Consider the following 23,342-nt stretch of genomic DNA (forward strand, 5'->3'; position numbering starts at 1 on the left):
TTTTTATGATTACTTTTATTAGTTCTTTAGTAGTTTTCCTTTTAGTTGTAATAATTCATGAGTTTGGTCATTTTATAGTTGCAAAAATATCAGGTATTAGAGTCAATGAGTTTTCTATAGGAATGGGGCCTAAAATAGCACAAAAGAAAAAAGGTGAGACTATTTATTCTTTGAGAGTTTTACCTATTGGAGGATATGTTCAATTAGAGGGAGAAGATTTGAATTCTGAAGATCCTCGTTCTTTTCAAAATGCTAATATAAAAAAACGCATGGCTACAATACTTGCGGGTGCATTTATGAACCTTATACTTGCTTTTTTGGCTTTTAGTTTAATTGTTTTAATTACAGGATACGGTTCTAATGTTATAGAAAATATATCAGATGGTTCTCCTGCAAAACTTGCTAAGCTAAATAAAGGTGATGAAATTATTTCGCTGAATAATAAAAAAGTTAATGATCTATTGGATATTAATAAAATTATTAATTCAAGTGATGGAGCACAAATAGAATTTAACATTTTAAGAAAAGGGATTATTATTACTAAAAATATAAAACCTGTATACTCTGATGTGTATAGAACCTATTTAATAGGATTTACTGCCAAAACAAAACATTCTGTTCTGAAATCTTTTAAAGTTGGTTTTGATAGATTAATTTTTACATCTAAAACTATATTTGAAACTCTTAATATGATTTTTACTGGTAATTTTAAAATGGAATACTTATCAGGACCTGTAGGAGTTGTAAAAATTATTGGTTCAGAATCTTCTAAAGGGTTAATTTATTTTTTGCAAATACTAGGTCTTATATCTGTGAATTTAGGTATATTTAATCTATTACCTATACCTGCATTGGATGGAGGAAAATTTTTATTTTTAATAATTGAATTTTTTCGAGGTAAACCAATAGACCCAAAATTAGAACAAAAATTGACACTCATAGGAATAATTATACTTTTTAGTTTGATGATTTATGTTACAATTTTTAATGACTTAGGAAGGTTGTTCAAATGACAATTGAAAGAAAAAACACAAAAAAAATAAGTGTTGGAAATATATATATAGGTGGAAATAGCGATATAACAGTACAATCAATGACTAATACTGTTACAAAAGATATAAAATCTACAGTAAATCAAATCCTTTCATTGGAGCATGAAGGTTGCGATTTAATTAGATGTGCTGTAAATGATATAGAGGATGCAAAAGCAATCTCTGAAATAAAAAAAAGAATTAATATACCTTTTATTGCTGATATTCAATTTGATTATAAACTTGCGCTTGCCTCTAGTGAGAATGGTGCAGATGCTATACGATTAAATCCTGGTAATATTGGTGCAAATTGGAAAATTCGTGAAGTTCTTAAATCTTGTGCTTATAAAAATATTCCTATTAGGGTTGGGGTCAATTCAGGTTCCGTAAAAAAAGATTTTTTAGATAAATATAATGGTGTCAATGCATCATCCATTTGCTACAGTGCATTAGAAGAAATTGAACTACTAGAATCTAATAACTTTTATAATATAGCCGTTTCTTTAAAAGCTTCTGATGTTGTTTTGACAATAGAAAGCTACAAAAAATTTTCTAATATATGTAATTACCCTCTACACTTAGGTGTTACAGAAGCTGGCCCACCTTCTACTGGCATTATAAAGTCTTCTGTAGGTATTGGAGCTTTGCTTTCACAAGGTATAGGTGACACTATAAGAGTGTCTCTAACATCTGATCCTTTGGATGAGATAAAAGTTGGTAAGGATATTTTGAAATCTCTGAACTTAAGGAAATATGGAGTTAATTTAATTTCATGTCCAACATGTGCTCGTACAAAAATTAATTTGATAAATTTAGTGGAACAAGCTGAAGAAAAATTAGATAAAATCAATAAAGATATAACAGTTGCCATTATGGGTTGTGCAGTAAATGGTCCTGGTGAAGCTAGAGAAGCTGACTTTGGAATAGCAGCTGGTGAAGGGAATGGACTTATTTTCAGAAAAGGTCAAATAATTAAAAAAGTTTCGGAAGAAAAATTAATTGAAGAACTTATAAAAGAAATAGAAAAGTAAGGTGTAATTTTGCTTAAATTAACAGATATTCTGCAAAAAATGAAAATCAATCTTAATTTAAATGAAAAAAATATCTTTCTACCAAAAATAAAATATAGAAAATCTAAGAATGAAGTCTTGATTACACTAAGATCTGATTCGTTACTTTCTTCAGAAGATAAACAATTGATTGAAGAATCCTTTAAAAACTATCTAAATAATTATAAGCTATATTTTAAATATTATTCAAAAAAGTCTTATAAAGATGAAAAATCTTTAATTGAAAACGAAATACTCAAATATAATCCATCATCTAAATCTTGGATAAAAGATTTAATTATTAATATTAATAAAAATGATAAAATTATAGATATTACAGTTCCTCAAACTGAAATATATTATTCTTTAATTAAGAATGGTTTTTTGTCTAATCTAGAAGAGTCTTTAAAAGCATTCGATAATTATAAAGTCAATTTATTAAAAAATGAAAATTCTAATGACAATAATAAAGATTTTTTTATCGAAAAAATCCAAAAAGAGGAAGTTATTTTTACAGAAAAACAAGCTGCAATGATAGAAAATGAAATTCAATCTTCAAAATCTGATGTCTTAGAAATAAAAGATAATTACAGTTTTGGAAGAAAAAAAATTAACGATATAACAATACTATCAAACATGGATTTAAATTCCCAAAGAATAACTATTAAAGTTGATATTTTTGACATAGAAGTAAGAGAATTAAAAAACAAAAACTTTTTAATTTCCTTATCTGTTACTGACTATACTTCTTCAACGCTTGCAAAAATCTTTTTAAAACCTGATAAAAAAGATGAGTTTTTAACCAATATTAAAATCGGTGATCATGTTTTAATTACTGGCGATGTTGGATATGACAACTATGCAAGATGTGAAACTATCATGATAAAATATATTGAAAGTTCTATAAAAGAGTTTAGAGAAGACATGGCAAAAGAGAAGAGAGTAGAATTAAGAATTCATTCTAAAATGTCTCAAATGTCAGGAGTTAGCTCATTTGATTCTTTTGCAAAAACTGCTAAAAGATGGGATAATACTGCCATCGCTATTACTGATACTGGTGATGTACAAGGATTCCCAGAAGCCATGGATGCATCTTCAAAGTATGATTTAAAAATCTTATATGGTTGTGATTTAAACTTTGTAGATGACAGAGAAAAAATTGTAACTAATTATTCGGAAAAAAAATCATACAATACCTATGTGGTATTTGATATTGAAACTACAGGCTTATCTTCTATCAATGATAAAATAACAGAGATTGGTGCCGTTAAGGTAAAAGACGGAATAATTATCGATAGATTTTCACAATTGATTAATCCTGAAAAATTAATTCCAGATGTAGTAGCAGAACTTACGGGAATAACAAACGAATTAGTGCAAAATGAGCCAACTATAGAAGTTGTAATCAAAGACTTTTATGAATTTATAAAAGATTCTGTATTAGTAGCACATAACGCTAAATTCGATATATCATTTATTCGTAGAGAATTGCAGATGAATGGTTTGATTTTTGATTTTCCAATATTGGATACTTTAGTAATGTCTAGAGCTCTTATGCCTGAATTAAAGAGATTTAATTTAGGCACTCTTTGTAAGAAAATGGGGATTTCATTAATTGGTGCACATAGAGCTGTCAACGATGCAGAGGCTACAGCTGAATTGTTCATTAAATTAGAAGATAAACTTAAAAAAGAAAATAAATTTAATTTTGATGAATGGAACGAACTTGTTGAAAATATAGATTCTAAACGTTTGTTCGAAAATTCAGTTTTAGTTTTAGCAAAAAATTTAGATGGACTTAAAAATTTATACAAACTAATTTCCGAATCACATATGAATTATTATCATATTGTATCTAAAACTCCTCGTTCACTAATTGATAAATATAGAGAAGGACTTCTCGTGGGTTCAGGAACTAGTGGTTCCGAACTTTTTGATGCTATATACAGAATGTGTCCAGATGAGGAAATAAAGAAGATTGCTAGTTATTATGACTTCTTAGAAATACAACCTGTAATGGATAACTTAATTGATATAAATAGTGGTAAATTAAAGATAGAAGATATCAAAAGGATAAACAAAAAAATTGTAGAAATAGGAGATAATTTAGATAAATTAGTTGTAGCAGATTCTAATACTTTTTATTTAGAAAAAAATGACGATCTTTGTCGAAGAATCGTTCTAAATGGGAAGCCAGGTAGACCCAATCCACTTGCTTTACAAAAACAAAAATTATATTTTAAAACTACTGCAGAGATGCTTGAAGAGTTTTCATACTTAGGTAATGAGAAAGCATATGAAGTAGTTATAACAAACACTAATTTATTGGCCAATAAAATAGATAAAATCAACCCTATTCCTGAAGGTACCTTTCCTCCAGTTATAGAAGGTTCTGATGAAGATCTTAAAAATATGACTTATAAAAAGGCTAAAGAAATTTATGGAAATCCTCTGCCAGAGGTTGTTGAAAAACGTCTTGACAAAGAATTGACTTCAATCATTACAAATGGATATGCGGTTTTATATATAATTGCTCAAAAACTTGTAAAAAAATCAAATGATGATGGTTTTTTAGTAGGTTCTAGAGGATCCGTAGGCTCCTCATTTGTTGCGACAATGGCTGACATTACAGAAGTAAATCCATTACCACCTCACTATGTTTGTCCAAAATGCAAATATTCTGAATTTATTGATGGCTTAGAATATGGTAGTGGTATAGATATGCCAGATAAAAGTTGTCCTCATTGCAATACTCCTCTAAGAAAAGATGGGCATAATATTCCATTCGAAGTATTCTTAGGATTTTACGGTGACAAAGAACCTGATATTGATTTAAACTTTGCTGGAGAATATCAAACTAGCGCTCATAAGTATACTGAGGAATTATTTGGTGAGGGTTATGTTTTTAGGGCAGGAACAATTGGAACTATTGCCGAAAAAACTGCGTATGGATATGTCCTGAAATACTTTGAGGGGAAAAATATATCTCCAATAGAAGTTGATCGTCTGGCAAAATCAATCACTGGCGTTAAAAGAACTAGCGGGCAACACCCTGGAGGTGTCATGATTGTTCCAAAGAGTAATACAATTTATGATTTCACACCTATTCAGTATCCTGCAGATGATGCTAGTTCTGGAGTAATAACTACTCATTTTGATTATAACTTCATTCACGGTAAAATTTTAAAATTAGATATATTAGGTCACGATGGACCTTCTATTATTAAAATGCTAGAAGATTTTACTGGCATTAGCTCAACTAATATTAAATTAGACGATCCAAAAACTTTATCTCTTTTTAGTAGCATAGATGCCTTAAATGTTGATAAAGAAATTTTTGATTCTCAGACTGGAACATTAGGTATACCTGAATTTGGGACAAACTTTGTAATAGGTATGTTGACGGAGACTATACCAAAATCTTTTGCAGATCTTGTTAGAATCTCAGGCCTTTCTCATGGTACAGATGTGTGGTTATCTAATGCACAAGAATTAGTTAATTCTAAACGAGCCGAATTAAAAGAAGTTATCGCCACGAGAGAAGATATTATGATTTATTTAATAAATGCTGGTGCTGAGAATAAAATGGCTTTCGACACAATGGAAAAAGTAAGGAAAGGCAAAGGGCTAACTGGAGAACAAGAGGGCTTAATGAAAACTCTTGATTTGCCAGAATGGTATATAGATTCATGTAAAAAAATAAAGTATATGTTTCCTAAGGCTCATGCTGTTGCGTATGTAATGCTTTCTTTTAGAATTGCTTACTATAAAATTAACTATCCACTCGCATTTTATGCTACTCATTTTACAATAAAATTAAACGATTTTAATGGAGAAATCATAAAATGTGGAGTTGAAACTGTAAAAAATAAAATTAAAGAAATTGACATGCGAGAAAAGATGACAGCAAAAGATAAAGGTGAGCGGGCTGTATTGAATGTTTGTCTTGAGATGTACGCTCGTGGTTATAAATTTTTAACACCAGATTTATATAAATCTAAGGCTTCAAAATTTACTATAGAAGATGGAAAAATTAGAATGCCACTCAGAGCACTTCCGGGAGTCGGCGAGAATTGTGCTTTAAGTATTGAAAAAGAAGCTGAAAAAAGTAAATTTTTATCAGTTGAAGATTTTTCAAAAAGAACTGGAGCTGGAAAGTCAGTTATTATTGTTTTAAAAAATAATAATTTATTAAATAATTTAGATGAAACAAACCAAATATCATTATTTAATATGTGATAAACTTGTAATTTGATGAGTATATGTTATAATTTTATTTAGAAAGATAAGTATTTAGTAAAGAGTGGGTTTTCCCACTCTTTGTTTTTTGAATTGTGAGGTGCAAGGTGAAAAAATCTGAAGTTTTAAAAACTGTTTATCCTATTGCAGAAGAAACTGCAGTAAATCTTAATTATGAAATAGTAGATATTGATTTCATTAAGGGAACTAAACACGATTTATTAACTATTTATATTTATAAAAAAGATGGGATTGATCTTAATGATTGTGCAGATATGAGTAGAGAAATAAATTCCAAATTAGATAATCTAGACTTTTTAGATAAACCATATTATTTAGAAATTTCGTCTCCAGGACTCGATAGACCTCTTAAAACGAAAGATGACTATAGAAGAAATATTGGAAATGAATTAGATGTAAAATTATATGCACCATTAAATGGCAATAAAATTTTTAACGGTATTCTTGCTGATTATGATGATGAAAATATATACCTTGATATAAGAGATGAATCTGAAGATATAAATATAAAAATACCAATAAAATCTATATCTTCTATGAAACAAACAATAAAATTTTAAATTGGAGGGAATAATGAACGAGGAGTTTATAAATGCCTTAACAGAAATTGAAAAAGAAAAAGGCATTTCCAAAGAGATTATCTTTGAAGCACTTGAATCAGCACTAGTTTCTAGTTACAAAAAAAATTATGGAACTTCACAAAATGTCATAGTTCATATGGACAGACTTACTGGTGATCTCAAGTTATTTGCTGCACAAGAAGTAGTTGAAAAAGTTGACGACCCACATATGGAGATTTCTTTAGAGAAAGCAAAAGAAATTGATCCAAGTTATGAAATAGGGGACATTTATAATAATGAAATTCATCCTAAAAATTTTGGTAGAATTGCAGCACAAACTGCTAAACAAGTAGTTATCCAACGTATTAAAGACGCTCAAAGAGAAGTCGTCTTTGATGAGTACGCTGAAAGAGAACGTGAAATTATAACAGGTAATGTCCAAAGAATGTCTCATAATAATGTTTATGTTGATTTGGGTAAAACTGAAGCAATTTTACCGATTAGTGAACAAATAAAGGGCGAAAGATATGAACAAGGCGACAGATACAAAATGTTAATCCTTGAAGTTAAAAAGTCTACCAAAGGTCCTCAAATTGTATTATCTAGGTCACACCCCGATTTAGTCAAAAGATTATTCGAATTGGAAATACCAGAAGTTACCGAAGGAATAGTTGAAATATATTCTATTTCAAGAGAGGCTGGCTCAAGAACTAAAATAGCAGTTTATTCTAAAGATGAAGAAGTTGATCCTTTAGGAGCCTGTGTAGGTTACAAAGGTCAAAGAGTTAATGCTATTGTAGAAGAATTAAACAATGAAAAAATAGACATAGTAATTTATAAAAAAGATGTAGCAGAATTTATATCAAATTCATTAAGTCCTTCAAAAGTAGAAAAAGTTTTTGTTAACGAGTTCGAAAAATCTGCTCTTGCTATCGTTCCAGATTATCAATTATCTTTAGCAATTGGCAAAGAAGGACAAAATGTAAGATTAGCTGCTAAACTAACTGGATGGAAAATAGATATAAAATCTGTAGAACAATTTAATGATTATCTAGAAACTAATAATATTACTGAAGAAGAGCTTGTAGAAGAATTTAATAAAATTCCAGAAGAAAATTCTGAAATAATAAAAGATGATTCTACTAGCCAAATAACAGATGAAAAAAATATTATTAGTTATGATAATTCTGATAACAATGTAAACAATTCAACTGATGATTTTATCGAAAATATTTCAGATTTTCAAAATTTAAATGAAGATAATGATTAACTTAAATTTAAATTATAATTAATGGAGTATTAAATGACTAAAGTTAGAAAAATACCTATGCGATCTTGTATAGGGTGTAGAGAGCAAAAAGCAAAAAAAGACTTAATTAGAATTGTAAAAAATAAAGATAATGAAGTCTTTGTTGATAGAACAGGAAAGGCAAATGGAAGAGGAGCGTATTTATGTGATGATATTAACTGTTTAGATAAAGCCATAAAAACTAAGGCACTTAACAGATCATTCTCCATGGATATTAATGAGAATGTTTATGAAGAACTAAAGAAATCTATGGAATAATACGTTGCTTTTGAGGAGGTGTTCAATTTGTCAAAGATTAGAGTACATGCATTGGCAAAAGAAATTGGAATAAGTAGTAAAGAGTTGTTATCAAAACTTAACGAATTAGAAATTCCGGTGAAAAACCATATGTCAACATTAGTTAAAGAAGATGAAAATAGAGTAAGACAACTTTATGATAAGAACTTTCATAAAAATGACTCTCCAAAAGAAACTAAAAAAACAAACAAATTTAAAAATGAATCAAAAAGTAATAAAAACAAAGGCAATAAACAACACAATAATAATAAAAAAGAGAATAAAGATGTTTTAAAAAATGATAAAAGTTTAAATAAAAATAAAGAGAAAGATAAAACTCGTAAAAATTCTAATAATAAAAATACAATAAATAGAGACTTATCTAAGAAAAAAACTAACAAGAAACATAAAAATAAAAATGTAGAAAAGGAGGAGGAAATTATAGATATTACAGCACCAATAACAGTGAAAGACTTTGCCGACCAAGTGGGGTTAGCAGTCTCAACAGTTATTACTAAATTAATTGGATTAGGCGTTATGGCTAATCAAAATCAAACAATTGATGAAGATACTTGCATATTATTAGCTGACGAATTAGATATTGAAATAAATATCGTAGAACAAGAAGTTGAAAAAACTATTGAAGAAGAGTTTGGTCTTATAAAGAAAGATAAAAATAAAGATCTTAAAATGAGACCTCCAGTAGTGACAGTTATGGGCCATGTTGACCACGGAAAAACTTCATTATTAGACAGTATAAAGTCTTCTCATGTAACGCAACAAGAAGCTGGTGGCATCACGCAACATATAGGAGCTTATACTGTAAATTTAGATGGCCGAAAAATTACTTTCTTAGATACTCCTGGTCACGAAGCTTTTACTTCTATGAGGCTTAGAGGGGCACAAACAACAGATATTGCTATATTAGTTATAGCTGCAGATGATGGAATTATGCCACAAACAGTAGAAGCCATCTCACATGCTAAATCTGCTAATGTTCCTATGTTAGTTGCCATTACAAAAATAGATAAACCTGAAGGAAATATAGAAAGAATAAAACAGGATCTTATGAATTATAATTTAGTTCCAGAAGATTGGGGCGGAGATACTATAGTAGTAGGCGTTTCTTCTAAAACCAAAGAAGGTATTGATGAATTACTAGAAATGATCTTATTAGTAGCGGAATTAAGTGAATTAAAAGCAAATCCTAATAGAAAAGCCATCGGTACAGTTATTGAAGCTAATTTAGATAAATCAAAGGGCCCTATGGCAACTATTCTAGTAAAAAATGGTACTTTAAGATTTGGAGATTCTATAGTATCAGGAGTTTGTTCGGGTAGAATAAGAGCTATGCAAGACGATAAAGGTAAAGATATTAAAAAAGCTGGGCCATCAGTGCCGGTCGTGATTTTAGGACTAAATGATGTACCGAATGCCGGAGATACATTATATGCTGTTTCTGATGATAAAACTGCAAAGGCTATTGCTGATAAAAACCAAGAACTTTCAAGAGAAATACGTCTTACACAAACGAATAAAATTAGTTTAGATAACTTATTTGATAAAATTAATGAAGAAAATGTAAAAGAGTTGAACATAGTTGTAAAAGCAGATGTCAAAGGTTCAGCAGAGGCTCTTGTTCAATCTTTAATGAAATTATCCACTAATGAGGTTAAAATTTCTATCGTTCATTCTGCCGTTGGTGGTATTAACGAGTCTGACATTACACTTGCTTCTGCATCTAATGCAATAGTAATAGGTTTTAATGTAAGACCAAATATTAATGCTATTGAACTGGCTAAAAATGAGGAAGTAGAAATAAGAACTTATAGAGTGATATATGAAATAATAAATGATATAGAACAAGCTGCTAAAGGTATGTTAGACCCTGATATTATCGAAGAGATTTTGGGTAGATGTGAGATTAGACAAACATTTAAATTACCTAACAATCAAATGGTGGCTGGTGTTTATGTACTGAGCGGAAAAATTTTAAGAAATTCAAAAGTAAAAGTATTGAGAGATGATGTTGTTATCCATGAAGGAGATATTGATTCTTTAAAGAGATTTAAAGATGATGTGAAAGAACTTCAACAAGGTTATGAAGGCGGACTTGTAATAGATGGATTTAATGATATTAAAGAAAATGATTTACTTGAATCATTTATTTTAAAGGAAGTTGAAAGGAAATAATGAACAGTAAAAGAATCAATAGAATTTCAGAAGAAGTTAAAAGAACAATTTCAGAGATTGTACAAAACGATATAAAAGATCCTAGAGTGCCAACTCTTACTAGTATTTCTCATGTAGAAGTTACTAATGATTTATCTTTTGCAAAAATTTATGTTACCGTACTTGGTGATGATTATGATAGGGATGAAGCTGTAGAAGGTCTCAATTCAGCAAAAGGGTTTATCAAAAGAGAACTTTCAAAACGTGTGAAGTTAAGAGTAATGCCTGAACTTATATTTATTAATGATGATTCAATAGAGAGAGCATTTGAGTTAAATAAATTAATAGATGAGGTTAATAATGATAATAAGTAATATAAAAGAAGAAATAAATAAATTTAAAATAGCTATAGATGAATCAAACTCTATAGCTATTGCTTCTCATCTAAGCCCAGATGGTGATAATTTAGGCTCTATAACTGCTACTTATGGAATGCTAAAAAATTTAGGTAAAAATCCCGTTTTTATTTTAGATGATGAAATCCCTAAATCAGAGTCTTTTCTCCCATATATAAATTCTTTTGTAAATCCTAAAGATATTAAGAATAAAGAATTCGATCTGTTTATATCTTTAGACTGTGCAGACCTACAAAGAATGGGAAGTAATATAAAACCTTTTTTTATAGACTCAAAGAAAACTGTAAATATAGATCATCATAGTACTAATGATTTCTTTTCTGAGATTAATATTGTAAATGTTAATGCAACTGCAACTTGTGAAGTTTTATATGATATTTTTACTTCACTTAAATATCCAATTGATAAAAATATTGCAACCTCTTTATATACTGGAATTTCTTCTGATACTGGTTCTTTTAAGTATGATTCAGTAAAGTCTAAAACTTTTAAAATCGCAGCAGACTTATTAATGTATAATATTAATTTTAATGAAATTAATGTAAGTTTATATCAATCCCGTTCTAAAGAAAAAACTGACTTGTTAATAAGAGCTCTAAATTCCATTGAATATTATCATAATAATCAAATAGCTATTGTTTCAACCACCATTGAAGATTTTAACAAAACTAATGCAAGTAAATTAGACTCCGAAGGAATAGTAGAATTTGTAAGAGATATTGAAGGAGTAGAAGTTGCAATACTCTTAAAAGAAAAAAGAGATTCGATACGATTATCTCTTCGTTCTAAAAGCTTTGTTAATTGTGCAAAAGTAGCTTCACAATTTAACGGAGGAGGACATATAAGAGCAGCTGGGGGTACTTTTTTCGAATTAAGCATGAAACAAGCAAAAGAATATATTATAGAAACTGTCTTAGAAGAGTTTGATAAATGAATGGATTATTAATTTTTGATAAGCCTAAAGATTTAACTTCTCATGACATGGTTTATCAAGTTCGTAAAAAAACAAACATAAAGCGGGTTGGACATACAGGAACACTTGATCCGATGGCTACAGGTGTACTAGTGATGTGTATAGGTAAGGCTACTAAAGTCAGTGATTATATACTTGCAGCTGACAAAGAATATATAGCTAAAATAAAATTGGGCATATTAACTGATACATTGGATATTACTGGAAATGTATTAAAAAATGATGATGTCCTTTTTAAGAAATCTAAAATTAAAGAATGCTTGGAGAATTTTCTTGGAATTCAAGAACAAACTCCCCCAAAATATTCTGCAATTAAAATTAAAGGAAAAAAACTTTATGAATATGCAAGGGAAGGTCAAGATATAAGCATTCCTAAACGAAAAATAATTATTCACTCTATTCATTTATTAGATTTTAATAATAAAGATGAGATAACAATAAAAGTTTTAGTATCTAAAGGAACCTACATTCGTTCATTAGCTAATGATATTGGAAATTATCTAGGCACTTATGGCACGTTAACGAATTTAAGAAGAACAAGATCTGGCGATTTCAAAATTCAAGATGCTTTAACTTTAGAAGATTTTAAAAATCTAAATGCTAAACAAATTAATCAAAAACTATTACCTATAGATGAAGCTTTAAAACATTTACAAAAAATAGATGTAAATCCTAATTTTTATGATAATATTATAAATGGACAGTTTTATAAGTTAAATAGGCCTTACAAAAATAATGACTACAGAATATATTGTAATAATTTTTTTATAGGTTTAGGTGAGATTAGAATAATAAATGGAGATTATTATTTAAAGATAAAAAAAAGATTGATGGGTGAAGTATGAAAATCATAGAAATTGATTTAAATTATAAAGCAACAGAAGAATCTATAATTGCTCTGGGTAATTTTGATGGTGTTCATCAAGGACATTTAGAACTAATAAATACTGCTGTGAAAACAGCTTCAAGATTAAATGTTAAATCTAGTGTATTAATTTTTAAAGAACATACTGATAATCTCATTAGTATCAAAAAGAAAAAAATATTGACTAATAATAAGACTAAATTTGAAATTTTAGAGAAACAAGGTATCGATATTATATATTTAATCGAATTCACTAAAGAATTTATGGCTTATGGTCCTTATAAATTTCTAAACGATTTTTTAGTACAAAATCTAAAAACTATAGGTGTTGTTGTCGGATATGATTATACTTATGGTTATAAGAAAGCTGGAGATGTAAGTTTCTTACAACAAAATAAAAATTTGTTTAAAGTAATAGAAATTATTGATAAAATAAAGGATTCAAATGAAAAAATATCATCTTCACTTATCAGAAATTTAATTGAAAAAGGAAATATTAAACGTGCAAATTTCTTATTAACCAGACCTTATAAACTAATTGGAACAATAATTCACGCCAAAGGTCTTGGTAAAAAAATGGGTTATCCAACAGCTAATTTAAGTCTTATCGACAATTATGTACTCCCCAAATTTGGTGTTTATGATACAAATATTATAATTGATGGTAAGAAATATAAAGCATCCACTAGCATTGGTACTAATCCAACAGTAGAAAATGATGGAGTTAAAGTGGAAGCACATATATTAAATTTTAATAAAGATATATATGGAAAGACTGTAGAATTAGAAATTCTTGATTTTATACGCCCAGAACTAAAATTCAAAAATATAGATGAACTTTTTAAACAAATTGCTAAAGATGTAAAGATAACAGAAGCAAGATAATCTTTACATTTTACCAAGTATATGGTATTATATCTTAAGTTGAAATACCTCATCATGGTTTGACGAACCTCGACGCTTACTATGATTTGGTTAATAAATTATAGGAGGAATTAAAATGCTAGATAAAAACATTAAACAAGTAATAATTGAAGAATTTCAAACACACGAAGGAGATACTGGATCTCCAGAAGTACAAATCGCAATTTTAACAAGAAGAATTAATGAATTAAATGAACATTTAAGAACTCATAAGAAAGATAACCATTCAAGAAGAGGCCTTCTTAAAATGGTTGGTAAGAGAAGAAACTTGTTAAGATATTTAAAAAATAGTGATATAGAAAGATATCGTACACTTATTAAAAAACTACAAATCAGAGGATAATAGGAGCGGTAAATCCGCTCTTTCTTTTTAAAAGGAGGAAATAATGGAAAAAGTTTTTACTATGCAGCTTGCTGGTTCTGAATTAAAGGTTACTATCGGAAAAGTTGCAGAACAGGCAAACGGAGCTTGTATAGTCCAATATGGCGAAACTGTTGTCCTTGTCACAGCAACAGCGTCTTCTAAACCAAGAGAAGGTATAGATTTTTTCCCTCTTAGTGTAGATTATGAGGAAAAAATGTATGCTGTTGGAAAAATCCCGGGAGGTTTCATAAAAAGAGAAGGCAGAGCCAGTGAAAAAGCTACTCTTTCTGCAAGATTAATTGACAGACCTTTAAGACCTCTATTCCCTGAAGGATATAGAAATGATGTTCAAGTAGTTGCAACTGTACTTAGTGTAGAGCAGGATTATTCACCAGAAATCGCAGCTATGATAGGTTCATCTATTGCACTTTCTATTTCAGATATTCCATTTGATGGTCCTACAGGATCCGTACAAGTTGGAATGATAAATAAAAAATATATCATTAATCCAAATGAAGAAGAAAAAAATAAATCAGATATTAACTTGATGCTTGCAGGTACCAAATCTGCAATTATGATGGTTGAATCGGGCTCTAATGAAGTTACAGAAGACGAAATGTTAGGAGCCATTTTCGAAGGTCATGAATCAATTAAAGAAATATGCTGTTTTATTGAAAATATTACAGAAGAAGTCGGTAAACAAAAATCTTCTTACCACGTATTTGAACCTGACCAAAACATTGTTTCAATGGTTAAAAATTATGGTTCTGATATGTTAATTAACGCTATTAGACAAAAGAACAAAATAGAGCGCATGGAGCTAACTGAAAATGCTAAAGAAGATATAAGAACACACTTTGAAGAAGAAATGGAAGAATTTTCAAAGGATATAGAAGCAGCTATAGAAGAAATTGAAGTTACAGAAGTAAGAAGAGGTATTCTCGAAGAAGAGAGAAGGCCTGACGATAGAGGTCTAGAAGAAATTAGACAATTATCTTCAGAAGTTGGTCTTCTACCTAGAACTCATGGATCCGGACTATTTACTAGAGGACAAACTCAAGTATTATCAGTTGCTACACTAGGTTCACTTGCTGAAGAACAAACTATTGATGGCCTAGGTGATGATAAACCTAAAAGATATATTCATCATTATAATTTCCCAGGTTTTTGTGTAGGTGATGTTAAACCATTCCGCTCCCCAGGTCGTAGGGAAATTGGACATGGTGCTTTAGCAGAACGTGCCTTATTACCTGTTATCCCAAAAATTGAAGATTTTCCTTATACCATAAGAGTTGTTTCCGAAGTTTTATCTTCTAACGGATCTTCATCACAAGCATCTATATGTGGCTCAACTCTCGCTTTAATGGATGCAGGTGTACCTATTAAAGCTCCTGTAGCTGGAATTGCTATGGGTCTTATTGAAGAAGATGGAGTAATTAAAATTCTAACCGATATACAAGGTTTAGAAGATCATTTTGGGGATATGGACTTTAAAGTAGCTGGTACTCGTGATGGTATAACAGCTCTGCAAATGGATATAAAAGTAGAAGGTATAAAAAAAGAAATATTAGAAGTTGCTTTACAAAGAGCTAAAACAGCTAGGCTTCATATTCTAGAAAATATGAGAAACACAATTGAATCCCCGAGAGAAAAATTGTCGAAATACGCTCCTATAATTCATATAATTAAAATTGATCCAGATAAAATTGGAGAAGTTATTGGCGCAGGGGGTAAAATCATCAATAAAATTATTGAACAAACAGAAGTTAAAATCGATATTGATGATGATGGCAAAATTTCTATTCTTTCTAATGACGATAACAAAGCTAAAGAAGCTATTAAATTAATCGAATCTATAGTTAAAGAAGTAGAAATTGGTGATGTTTATTTAGGTAAAGTAAAAAAAGTTGTGAAATTTGGTGCTTTTGTGGAATTAAAAAAAGGAACAGAAGGTCTCCTCCATATTTCAGAAATAGCTCATAAACGAACTAAAGAAGTTACTGACGTCTTAAATGTTGGTGATAATGTTGAAGTCAAAGTAATAGATATTGATGATAATAACGGAAAAATATCACTTTCTAGAAAAGCACTGATACCTAAGGTTGAAAAGGAAGACAAATAATTAATAAAAATCGCATTAAAAGAAAATTAATGCGATTTTTTTAACTGTATATAAATTTAAAGGAGTTATAATGAAAGTAAAACTAATAAATAGAAGTGAACACCCTAATCCTTGTTATGAAACAAATGGGGCATCAGGAATAGATATTAGGGCCAATATTAGTGAGGATATAATACTTAAACCACTTGAAAGAAGATTAATACCTACTGGGGTTTTTTTAGAAATACCTGATGGTTATGAAGCACAAGTTAGAGCTAGGTCAGGTTTAGCGATTAAAAAGGGACTAAGCTTAGTAAATGGAATTGGCACTATCGACGCTGATTATAGAGGAGAAATAAAAGTTATAATTATTAATTTGAGTCAGAATGAAGCAATAATACAAAATGGGGATAGAATAGCTCAAATAGTTTTTATGAAAATTGAAAGACCTGAAATTATAGAAGTAAATACTATAAGTGAAACTGAACGTGGTGATGGAGGTTTCGGTCATACTGGAATCTAAACATTATTGTTATAATTTTTTCTTATTGTTATAATATTAATGAGGTGCGATTTTAGTGAATAAAAAAAGAAATACGAAAAAATCTAAAAATAAATTAAATCTATTTAATAAAAATACTAAAAAGAATGTCAATAAAAATATTGCTGAAATCTCTTCTAAAAAAGAAATGACTGGACTCTTTTTAATGGTAATCGGTATTATATCATTCATCTCACTGTTTAGTCAAAAAATGGGAATAATAGGAAATTTAATTTATAGTTTGTTTTCAATTATAGCTGGAAGTGCAAATATATTGATCCCTCTTTTATTTATTTTCTGGGGAATATTATTTAATTTACCTTCTACAAAATTTCATATGAAAAGATACATAATTCCAACACTCATAATACTTTTATGTATTCTTATATTTTTAGATGGCTCAAAAGAAATAGATATGACTCTTATTGATAGAATAAATCGTTCTGCCGAATATTTAGATATAACAATAAGTGGTGGGGTTATTGGAGCTATTTTTGGCTTCTTTTGCTATAAGCTATTCGGGTCAATAGGGACATATTTGATTTTAATATGTGTAATATTGTTTTCTCTTTATTTTATGCTTAGAACTAATATTGATCAAATTATAATATTTTTTGAACATGTTGGAGAATATATAGAAGATAAAAAATTATCTATCAAAGACAAGAAAGCTCAATATGATATTATAAAACAAGAAAAAACAAAAAAACAATCTGAAGAACCTATTTTAATTGATAATGGTGTATCCACCGATAATATTGTAGTTAAAGATTACAATAACGAAGAATCATCAATGAATGAAGATACGCAAACAGAAAACAATAATTCTCAATCTGTAGAATTATTAGACCAAGAAAATATAAAAGAAACTAATAATTTAAAAGATTCTATAAAAGAAGATATAGAAAAGCAAGAAAGATTAGCGCCATATATATATCCCGATATTGCTTTTTTAAATTCTAATAGAAATAAAAAAAGTTTTTCAAAAGACCTAGTTCTCAATAATGGAAAAATTATAGAATCTACTATGCAAAATTTTGGTATTGAGTCAAAAATAGTAGCCATTAATAGAGGACCCGTTATCACTTCATATGAACTTAAGCCTGCTCCTGGAGTTAAGCTATCAAGAATTGTAAGCTTAAGTGATAATATAGCTATGGCTTTGGCAAGTTCCGATTTAAGGATTGAAGCACCTATTCCAGGCAAAACTGTAGTTGGAATAGAAGTACCAAACAAAACAAAAGATATGGTTGGTCTTAGAGAAATAATTGAATCTAATGAATTTCAAGAATTAGATTCAAAATTACCTCTTACTTTAGGAAAAGATGTCGAAGGCAATATAATAGTTTCATCTCTTGAAGATATGCCTCACTTGTTAATAGCTGGGGCCACTGGGTCGGGTAAATCTGTATGTATAAATTCAATAATTACAAGCATTATATATAAATCTTCTCCTTCTGAGGTAAAATTGATGCTAATAGATCCTAAAATAGTTGAGTTAAGTGTATATAATGGAATACCTCATCTTTTGATTGATGTAGTTACTAATCCTAAGAAGGCTGCGTTTGCTCTAAACTGGGCTGTTGATGAAATGGAAAAAAGATATGAGGCTTTTGCTAAATATTCTGTAAGAGACTTGACTGGATTTAATGAAAAAATGATAAAACTAGGAAAACCAGAAGAAAAAATGCCTAAAATATTAATTATAGTAGATGAATTAGCAGATTTAATGATGGTTGCATCTAAAGAAATCGAAGAATATATTGCAAGACTTGCCCAAAAAGCTAGAGCTGCAGGTATGCACTTAATTTTAGCTACTCAGCGACCATCTGTAGATGTAATAACAGGAACTATAAAGGCAAATATTCCTTCTAGAATCGCTTTTTCTGTAACTTCATCAGTAGATTCAAGGACTATTTTGGACATGGGCGGAGCTGAAAAATTACTTGGCAAAGGCGATATGCTATTTTATCCTGTAAAGTACCCTAAGCCAAAAAGAATTCAAGGGACCATGATTACAGATGCTGAAGTTGAGCGAGTTGTTGATTTTGTAAAAGATAATAACGCAGTTAATAAAAAAATAGAATCTAAAATTGAAAAAGCTATTCAAAATAAAAAAACTGATATATCTAATCAAACGGATGAACTTTTTAAAGATGCAGTTGAATTAGTATTAGAAGACGAACAAGCTTCAATTTCTTATTTACAAAGAAAATTAAGGATTGGGTATTCCCGTGCTGGAAGAATTGTAGATCAAATGGAAGAATTTGGTATTATTGGACCTCATGAAGGCTCAAAACCGCGTAAACTATTAATGACAAAAGATGAAATTCAAAAAATATTGGGGGAGCAAAATGAATAAAATCTATATCGTAACTTTAGGTTGTTCGAAAAATGATGTAGATACTACACTTATGTATTCGATTCTAGATAGAGATAAATATGTTATTACAAATAATGTAAATGAGGCCGATATAATTATAATAAATACTTGTGGTTTTATAGCTGCAGCTAAAGAGGAATCAATAGATACAATACTAGAATGTGTTGAATATAAGAAAAACGGAATATGTAAAAAAATTCTACTTTCTGGTTGTATGGCACAAAGATATCCAGAAGAATTACTAAAAGAAATTCCAGAGGTTGATGGAATAATTGGTACTGGTAATATTAGTTATATAAATGAATTATTAGACTCAACACTTGCTGGTAATAAAGTTATAAAAACTGATAATTTAAATAGTGATTATATTGAAGGTATTAGAAAGAAAAATGTACAAGTAACAGAATATGTAAAAATTTCTGAAGGCTGTAATAACAATTGTTCTTATTGTATAATTCCTCAACTTAGAGGAATTAACAGATCTAGAAAAATCGAGGATATTTTTGATGAAGTTATGTATTTAGTTCAAAATGGAACTCGTGAAATTATATTGATTGCTCAAAATACGACAGATTATGGGATTGATTTATATTCTAAATTCTCATTACCAAAATTAATTAAAGAATTATCAAAAATTGAAGATTTAAAATGGATTAGAATTTTATATTTATATCCTGACCATTTTGATGATGAATTAATCAATGAATTTGTTAATAATGATAAACTATTAAAATATGTTGATATACCACTTCAGCACGTATCTAATAATATACTAAATAAAATGAACAGAAAAACGAATAAAAATGATATTGTTAATTTGATTAATAAATTAAGAGCAAAAGTTAAAGATATTATTATTAGAACTACTTTTATCGTCGGATTTCCAGGAGAAACTGAAGAAGATTTTAATGAATTAGTAGAATTCATTAAATCATTTGAATTTGATAAATTAGGTGTATTTGCTTATTCTCGAGAAGAAGATACACCTGCTTCTTCGTTAAGCGTTCAAATCGATGAAAATATCAAAGAGTTAAGACGCAATAAAATTATGCAAGAACAAAGTTTAATATCTGCCAAACGCTTAGAATCTCTACGCGATAAAACTTTTGAAACTATTGTAGAAGAAAAAATAGATAAAAATACTTATTCTGGCAGAACTTATATGGATGCTCCCGAGATAGACGGAATAGTATATATAAATTCTAATATTGCTCTTGAAAATGGGGAATTTGTTCAGGTGAAAATAAAAGATAGTTTAAATTATGATTTAATAGGTGATGCAAAATGAATACTCCAAACAAATTAACACTAGTAAGAACATTAATGGTACCAATTTTTGTTATTTTCATGTATCAAGATTTTAGTTCTGCTAGATTAATTGCTACAGTAATATTTTCTGTAGCTTCATTTACTGATTTTTTAGATGGCTATATAGCCCGAAAAAATAACTTGGTTACAAATTTTGGTAAATTTGCAGATCCCTTAGCAGATAAAATACTAGTGTGTTCAGCTTTAATTTTACTAGCTAGTGTTAATGAAATTCCAGCATGGATGGTTATTGTTATAATTGCTAGAGAATTTACGATTACTGGCTTTAGAACTATAGCTGCTTCTGATAATATTACAATAGCAGCTAGTCCTTTGGGTAAATTCAAAACAATAACACAATTAATTTCTTTAATTCTATTGTTGACAAATATAGAATTTTTAAAAGCGCCAGGGATAATAATTTTCTATTTAGCAACTTTTTTTACTGTTGTATCTGGCATTGACTACATTATAAAGAATAAAAGTGTTCTTGATTTAAAGAATATCTAGGTGAAAATATGAAAGCAGCTATTATAACAATCGGTAAAGAACTTTTGATAGGTTCCATATTGAATTCTAATTCAAAATATATTTCTGCAAAACTAACTGATTTAGGTGTAGAAGTTTTAAAACAAGTTTCCTTAGATGATAATATGGAAGATATACTTGAGGAATTGAAAACAGACTCAAAAAAATTTGATTTAATTATTTTAATTGGCGGTCTTGGTCCTACTAATGATGATATAACTAGGGAAAGTCTTGCTAAATTTTTAGATAAAAAAATATATTTAGACCAAACAGAAAAAAAATTAATGGAAAAAAGGTTTTTAAATAATTCAAGTAAAATGACATCTAATAATCTCAAACAAATTTGTTTAATTGAAGGATCGACAAAATTAAATAATGATTGGGGAGTGGCTTTAGGGGAATTAATAGAGTACGAAGATACAACGTATATTCTCTTACCAGGGCCACCTAACGAGATGGAACCAATGGTAGATAAATTTATACCAAATATCATTAATTCAACAGACAAAATAATAATTAAATCACTAGATGTCATAGGTTTAGGTGAATCTAAAGTAGAAGATACTATCAGAAGATTGAATATAGAAAAAGATAATATTTCAATAAATACTTTTGCTCATCAAGGATTTACTGAAATTAAAATCATTGGAATTAGTCAAAATTCAGAAAATATTATTCTTGATATTGATACCATTATTGACAAATTGTATACTGAGTTTTCAGAACATATATATTCAGAAAAAAATGTAGAGGTATCTCAAATTTTAGTTTCAGTTTTAAAAAAGAATAAATTAAAAATATCCTTTGCTGAGTCTATAACTGGAGGAATGTTAGCATCTTCAATAACTGATATAGGCGGTGCCGCTGAGATTATGGACTCATCATATGTGACATATTCAAATGATTCAAAAATACAAAATCTTGATGTTAACCCAAAAACTCTGTCTAAATATGGTGCAATTAGTCAGCAGACAGCACTAGAAATGGCAAGAGGGTTAAAAAAACGCACAGGTACTGACATAGCTATTTCTACAACAGGTGAAGCTGGACCTAAACCTTCAGAAACAGATGTAGGAAATGTTTATAGTTGTATATATTTTGATGAAGATAAATATTTTTTAAAACATTATTTTTTCAACGGAGATAGAAATAAAATACGTAATAGGACTGTAAATTCAGTATTATCACAGTTATTGTATGTATTAAATAAAAAATAAAAGGAGTTAGCAAATGAAAGAAGTTAACGGCAAACAAGAAGCATTAAAAAACGTGTTAAATCAAATTGAAAAACAATTCGGAGAAGGTGCAGTTATGCGTCTTGGCGAAGATGCTAAACTTGATATAGAATCAACACCAACTGGTTCATTAGCACTTGATTTAGCATTGGGAATTGGTGGTATTCCTAAAGGAAGAATAATTGAAGTATATGGTCCAGAATCTTCTGGAAAAACAACACTAACTCTTCATATGTTAGCAGAAGTGCAAAGAGGAGGCGGAACTGGAGCTTTTATAGATGCTGAACACGCTTTAGATGCTGGATATGCAAAAAAATTAGGTGTTGATGTAGAAAACTTAATTATTTCACAACCTGATACTGGTGAACAAGCTTTAGAGATAACGGAAGCATTAGTTAGATCTAATGCTGTCGATTTAATCATAATTGATTCAGTGGCTGCACTAGTTCCAAAAGCTGAAATTGATGGCGAAATGGGGGCTGCACAAATCGGTCTTCAAGCTAGGTTAATGTCACAAGCACTCAGAAAACTAACAGGTGCTATTAATAAGTCAAAAACATCTGTAGTTTTTATTAATCAACTTAGAGAAAAAGTCGGAATTATGTTTGGTAATCCTGAAACTACAACTGGGGGAAGAGCTTTAAAATTTTATTCTACTGTCAGATTAGATATTAGAAAAACTGAAAACATCAAAAAAGGTGATGAAATTATAGGTAATAGAGTAAGAGTAAAAGTTGTTAAAAATAAAGTTGCACCTCCTTTCAAACAGGCTGAATTTGACATTATGTACGGTGAAGGTATCTCTAAAGTTGGTAATATACTTGATGTTGCTGCTGATGCAGATATTGTCAAAAAAGCTGGTGCATGGTATTCTTATGGTGAATATAAACTAGGTCAAGGAAGAGAAAAGGCTAAAGAATTCTTGGAAGAGAACTCTCAAATACTTTCAGAAATTGAAGAAAAAGTAAGAGTAGAATTTAATCTAATTGATGAAGATGACACAAAAGATTAATATTTTAGAACAATATTAATAAATATATTGGAATG

General features: G+C 29.2%; 19 protein-coding genes. All 19 read left to right on the forward strand.

Features of this window, described 5'->3' with window-relative positions:
• The first annotated feature begins 5 nt into the window (after positions 1-5).
• The 19 genes from rseP to recA all read left to right on the forward strand — a co-directional run bounded on the left by rseP (position 6) and on the right by recA (position 23,307).
• Positions 6-1,013, forward strand: a complete 1,008-nt coding sequence (rseP, locus tag ABID14_RS00670; RefSeq protein ID WP_354366522.1) for an RIP metalloprotease RseP — start codon at positions 6-8, stop codon at positions 1,011-1,013.
• Positions 1,010-2,062, forward strand: a complete 1,053-nt coding sequence (gene ispG, locus ABID14_RS00675) for a flavodoxin-dependent (E)-4-hydroxy-3-methylbut-2-enyl-diphosphate synthase (RefSeq protein WP_354366523.1) — start codon at positions 1,010-1,012, stop codon at positions 2,060-2,062. The genes rseP and ispG overlap by 4 nt, the downstream gene beginning before the upstream one ends.
• 9 nt (positions 2,063-2,071) lie before the next feature.
• The gene (locus ABID14_RS00680) at positions 2,072-6,319 is read left to right on the forward strand and encodes a PolC-type DNA polymerase III (protein ID WP_354366524.1); all 4,248 of its coding nucleotides are present in this window, start codon (positions 2,072-2,074) and stop codon (positions 6,317-6,319) included.
• A gap of 107 nt (positions 6,320-6,426) precedes the next feature.
• Entirely contained in the window at positions 6,427-6,900 is a 474-nt protein-coding gene (gene rimP, locus ABID14_RS00685; RefSeq protein ID WP_354366525.1) for a ribosome maturation factor RimP, read from the forward strand.
• A gap of 13 nt (positions 6,901-6,913) precedes the next feature.
• On the forward strand, positions 6,914-8,170 hold the full coding sequence (nusA, locus tag ABID14_RS00690; RefSeq protein WP_354366526.1) for a transcription termination factor NusA: 1,257 nt from the start codon (positions 6,914-6,916) through the stop codon (positions 8,168-8,170).
• Between the two features lie 33 nt (positions 8,171-8,203).
• On the forward strand, positions 8,204-8,467 hold the full coding sequence (gene rnpM / locus ABID14_RS00695) for an RNase P modulator RnpM (RefSeq protein WP_354366527.1): 264 nt from the start codon (positions 8,204-8,206) through the stop codon (positions 8,465-8,467).
• Between the two features lie 27 nt (positions 8,468-8,494).
• Positions 8,495-10,678: a translation initiation factor IF-2 gene (infB, locus tag ABID14_RS00700; protein ID WP_354366528.1), complete on the forward strand. Its 2,184-nt coding sequence runs from the start codon at positions 8,495-8,497 to the stop codon at positions 10,676-10,678.
• Entirely contained in the window at positions 10,678-11,031 is a 354-nt protein-coding gene (rbfA, locus tag ABID14_RS00705; protein WP_354366529.1) for a 30S ribosome-binding factor RbfA, read from the forward strand. The genes infB and rbfA overlap by 1 nt, the downstream gene beginning before the upstream one ends.
• Complete coding sequence (locus ABID14_RS00710) at positions 11,018-12,007, forward strand: DHH family phosphoesterase (RefSeq protein ID WP_354366530.1); 990 nt, start codon at positions 11,018-11,020, stop codon at positions 12,005-12,007. Before rbfA ends, ABID14_RS00710 begins: the two co-directional genes overlap by 14 nt.
• Complete coding sequence (truB, locus tag ABID14_RS00715; RefSeq protein WP_354366531.1) at positions 12,004-12,891, forward strand: tRNA pseudouridine(55) synthase TruB; 888 nt, start codon at positions 12,004-12,006, stop codon at positions 12,889-12,891. Before ABID14_RS00710 ends, truB begins: the two co-directional genes overlap by 4 nt.
• Positions 12,888-13,796 (forward strand): bifunctional riboflavin kinase/FAD synthetase, encoded by a 909-nt coding sequence (locus ABID14_RS00720; protein ID WP_354366532.1) that lies wholly within the window; start codon positions 12,888-12,890, stop codon positions 13,794-13,796. The genes truB and ABID14_RS00720 overlap by 4 nt, the downstream gene beginning before the upstream one ends.
• Before the next feature lie 115 nt (positions 13,797-13,911).
• Positions 13,912-14,178, forward strand: a complete 267-nt coding sequence (rpsO, locus tag ABID14_RS00725) for a 30S ribosomal protein S15 (protein WP_354366533.1) — start codon at positions 13,912-13,914, stop codon at positions 14,176-14,178.
• 43 nt (positions 14,179-14,221) lie between these two features.
• Positions 14,222-16,321 carry a polyribonucleotide nucleotidyltransferase gene (locus ABID14_RS00730; protein ID WP_354366534.1) on the forward strand — a complete coding sequence of 700 codons (2,100 nt, stop codon included), beginning with the start codon at positions 14,222-14,224 and terminating at the stop codon, positions 16,319-16,321.
• A gap of 70 nt (positions 16,322-16,391) precedes the next feature.
• On the forward strand, positions 16,392-16,823 hold the full coding sequence (gene dut / locus ABID14_RS00735) for a dUTP diphosphatase (protein ID WP_354366535.1): 432 nt from the start codon (positions 16,392-16,394) through the stop codon (positions 16,821-16,823).
• Between the two features lie 55 nt (positions 16,824-16,878).
• Entirely contained in the window at positions 16,879-19,203 is a 2,325-nt protein-coding gene (locus ABID14_RS00740; protein WP_435529936.1) for an FtsK/SpoIIIE family DNA translocase, read from the forward strand.
• Positions 19,196-20,512 carry a 30S ribosomal protein S12 methylthiotransferase RimO gene (gene rimO / locus ABID14_RS00745; RefSeq protein ID WP_354366536.1) on the forward strand — a complete coding sequence of 439 codons (1,317 nt, stop codon included), beginning with the start codon at positions 19,196-19,198 and terminating at the stop codon, positions 20,510-20,512. Before ABID14_RS00740 ends, rimO begins: the two co-directional genes overlap by 8 nt.
• Positions 20,509-21,042: a CDP-diacylglycerol--glycerol-3-phosphate 3-phosphatidyltransferase gene (gene pgsA / locus ABID14_RS00750; RefSeq protein WP_354366537.1), complete on the forward strand. Its 534-nt coding sequence runs from the start codon at positions 20,509-20,511 to the stop codon at positions 21,040-21,042. The genes rimO and pgsA overlap by 4 nt, the downstream gene beginning before the upstream one ends.
• An 8-nt stretch (positions 21,043-21,050) precedes the next feature.
• Positions 21,051-22,277: a CinA family nicotinamide mononucleotide deamidase-related protein gene (locus tag ABID14_RS00755; RefSeq protein ID WP_354366538.1), complete on the forward strand. Its 1,227-nt coding sequence runs from the start codon at positions 21,051-21,053 to the stop codon at positions 22,275-22,277.
• Between the two features lie 13 nt (positions 22,278-22,290).
• Entirely contained in the window at positions 22,291-23,307 is a 1,017-nt protein-coding gene (recA, locus tag ABID14_RS00760) for a recombinase RecA (RefSeq protein ID WP_354366539.1), read from the forward strand.
• The last annotated feature ends 35 nt before the right edge of the window (positions 23,308-23,342 follow it).

Source organism: Peptoniphilus olsenii (assembly GCF_040545475.1).
GTDB classification, from domain to species: domain Bacteria; phylum Bacillota; class Clostridia; order Tissierellales; family Peptoniphilaceae; genus Peptoniphilus_A; species Peptoniphilus_A olsenii.

Coding starts and splice junctions, on each gene's coding strand:
- recA (WP_354366539.1), top strand. CDS start 22,291: ATGAAAGAAGTTAACGGCAAACAAGAAGCATTAAAAAACGTGTTAAAT.
- nusA (WP_354366526.1), top strand. CDS start 6,914: ATGAACGAGGAGTTTATAAATGCCTTAACAGAAATTGAAAAAGAAAAA.
- truB (WP_354366531.1), top strand. CDS start 12,004: ATGAATGGATTATTAATTTTTGATAAGCCTAAAGATTTAACTTCTCAT.
- rimO (WP_354366536.1), top strand. CDS start 19,196: ATGAATAAAATCTATATCGTAACTTTAGGTTGTTCGAAAAATGATGTA.
- rbfA (WP_354366529.1), top strand. CDS start 10,678: ATGAACAGTAAAAGAATCAATAGAATTTCAGAAGAAGTTAAAAGAACA.
- dut (WP_354366535.1), top strand. CDS start 16,392: ATGAAAGTAAAACTAATAAATAGAAGTGAACACCCTAATCCTTGTTAT.
- ABID14_RS00755 (WP_354366538.1), top strand. CDS start 21,051: ATGAAAGCAGCTATTATAACAATCGGTAAAGAACTTTTGATAGGTTCC.
- ABID14_RS00730 (WP_354366534.1), top strand. CDS start 14,222: ATGGAAAAAGTTTTTACTATGCAGCTTGCTGGTTCTGAATTAAAGGTT.
- ispG (WP_354366523.1), top strand. CDS start 1,010: ATGACAATTGAAAGAAAAAACACAAAAAAAATAAGTGTTGGAAATATA.
- rseP (WP_354366522.1), top strand. CDS start 6: ATGATTACTTTTATTAGTTCTTTAGTAGTTTTCCTTTTAGTTGTAATA.
- rnpM (WP_354366527.1), top strand. CDS start 8,204: ATGACTAAAGTTAGAAAAATACCTATGCGATCTTGTATAGGGTGTAGA.
- ABID14_RS00720 (WP_354366532.1), top strand. CDS start 12,888: ATGAAAATCATAGAAATTGATTTAAATTATAAAGCAACAGAAGAATCT.
- ABID14_RS00710 (WP_354366530.1), top strand. CDS start 11,018: ATGATAATAAGTAATATAAAAGAAGAAATAAATAAATTTAAAATAGCT.
- rpsO (WP_354366533.1), top strand. CDS start 13,912: ATGCTAGATAAAAACATTAAACAAGTAATAATTGAAGAATTTCAAACA.
- pgsA (WP_354366537.1), top strand. CDS start 20,509: ATGAATACTCCAAACAAATTAACACTAGTAAGAACATTAATGGTACCA.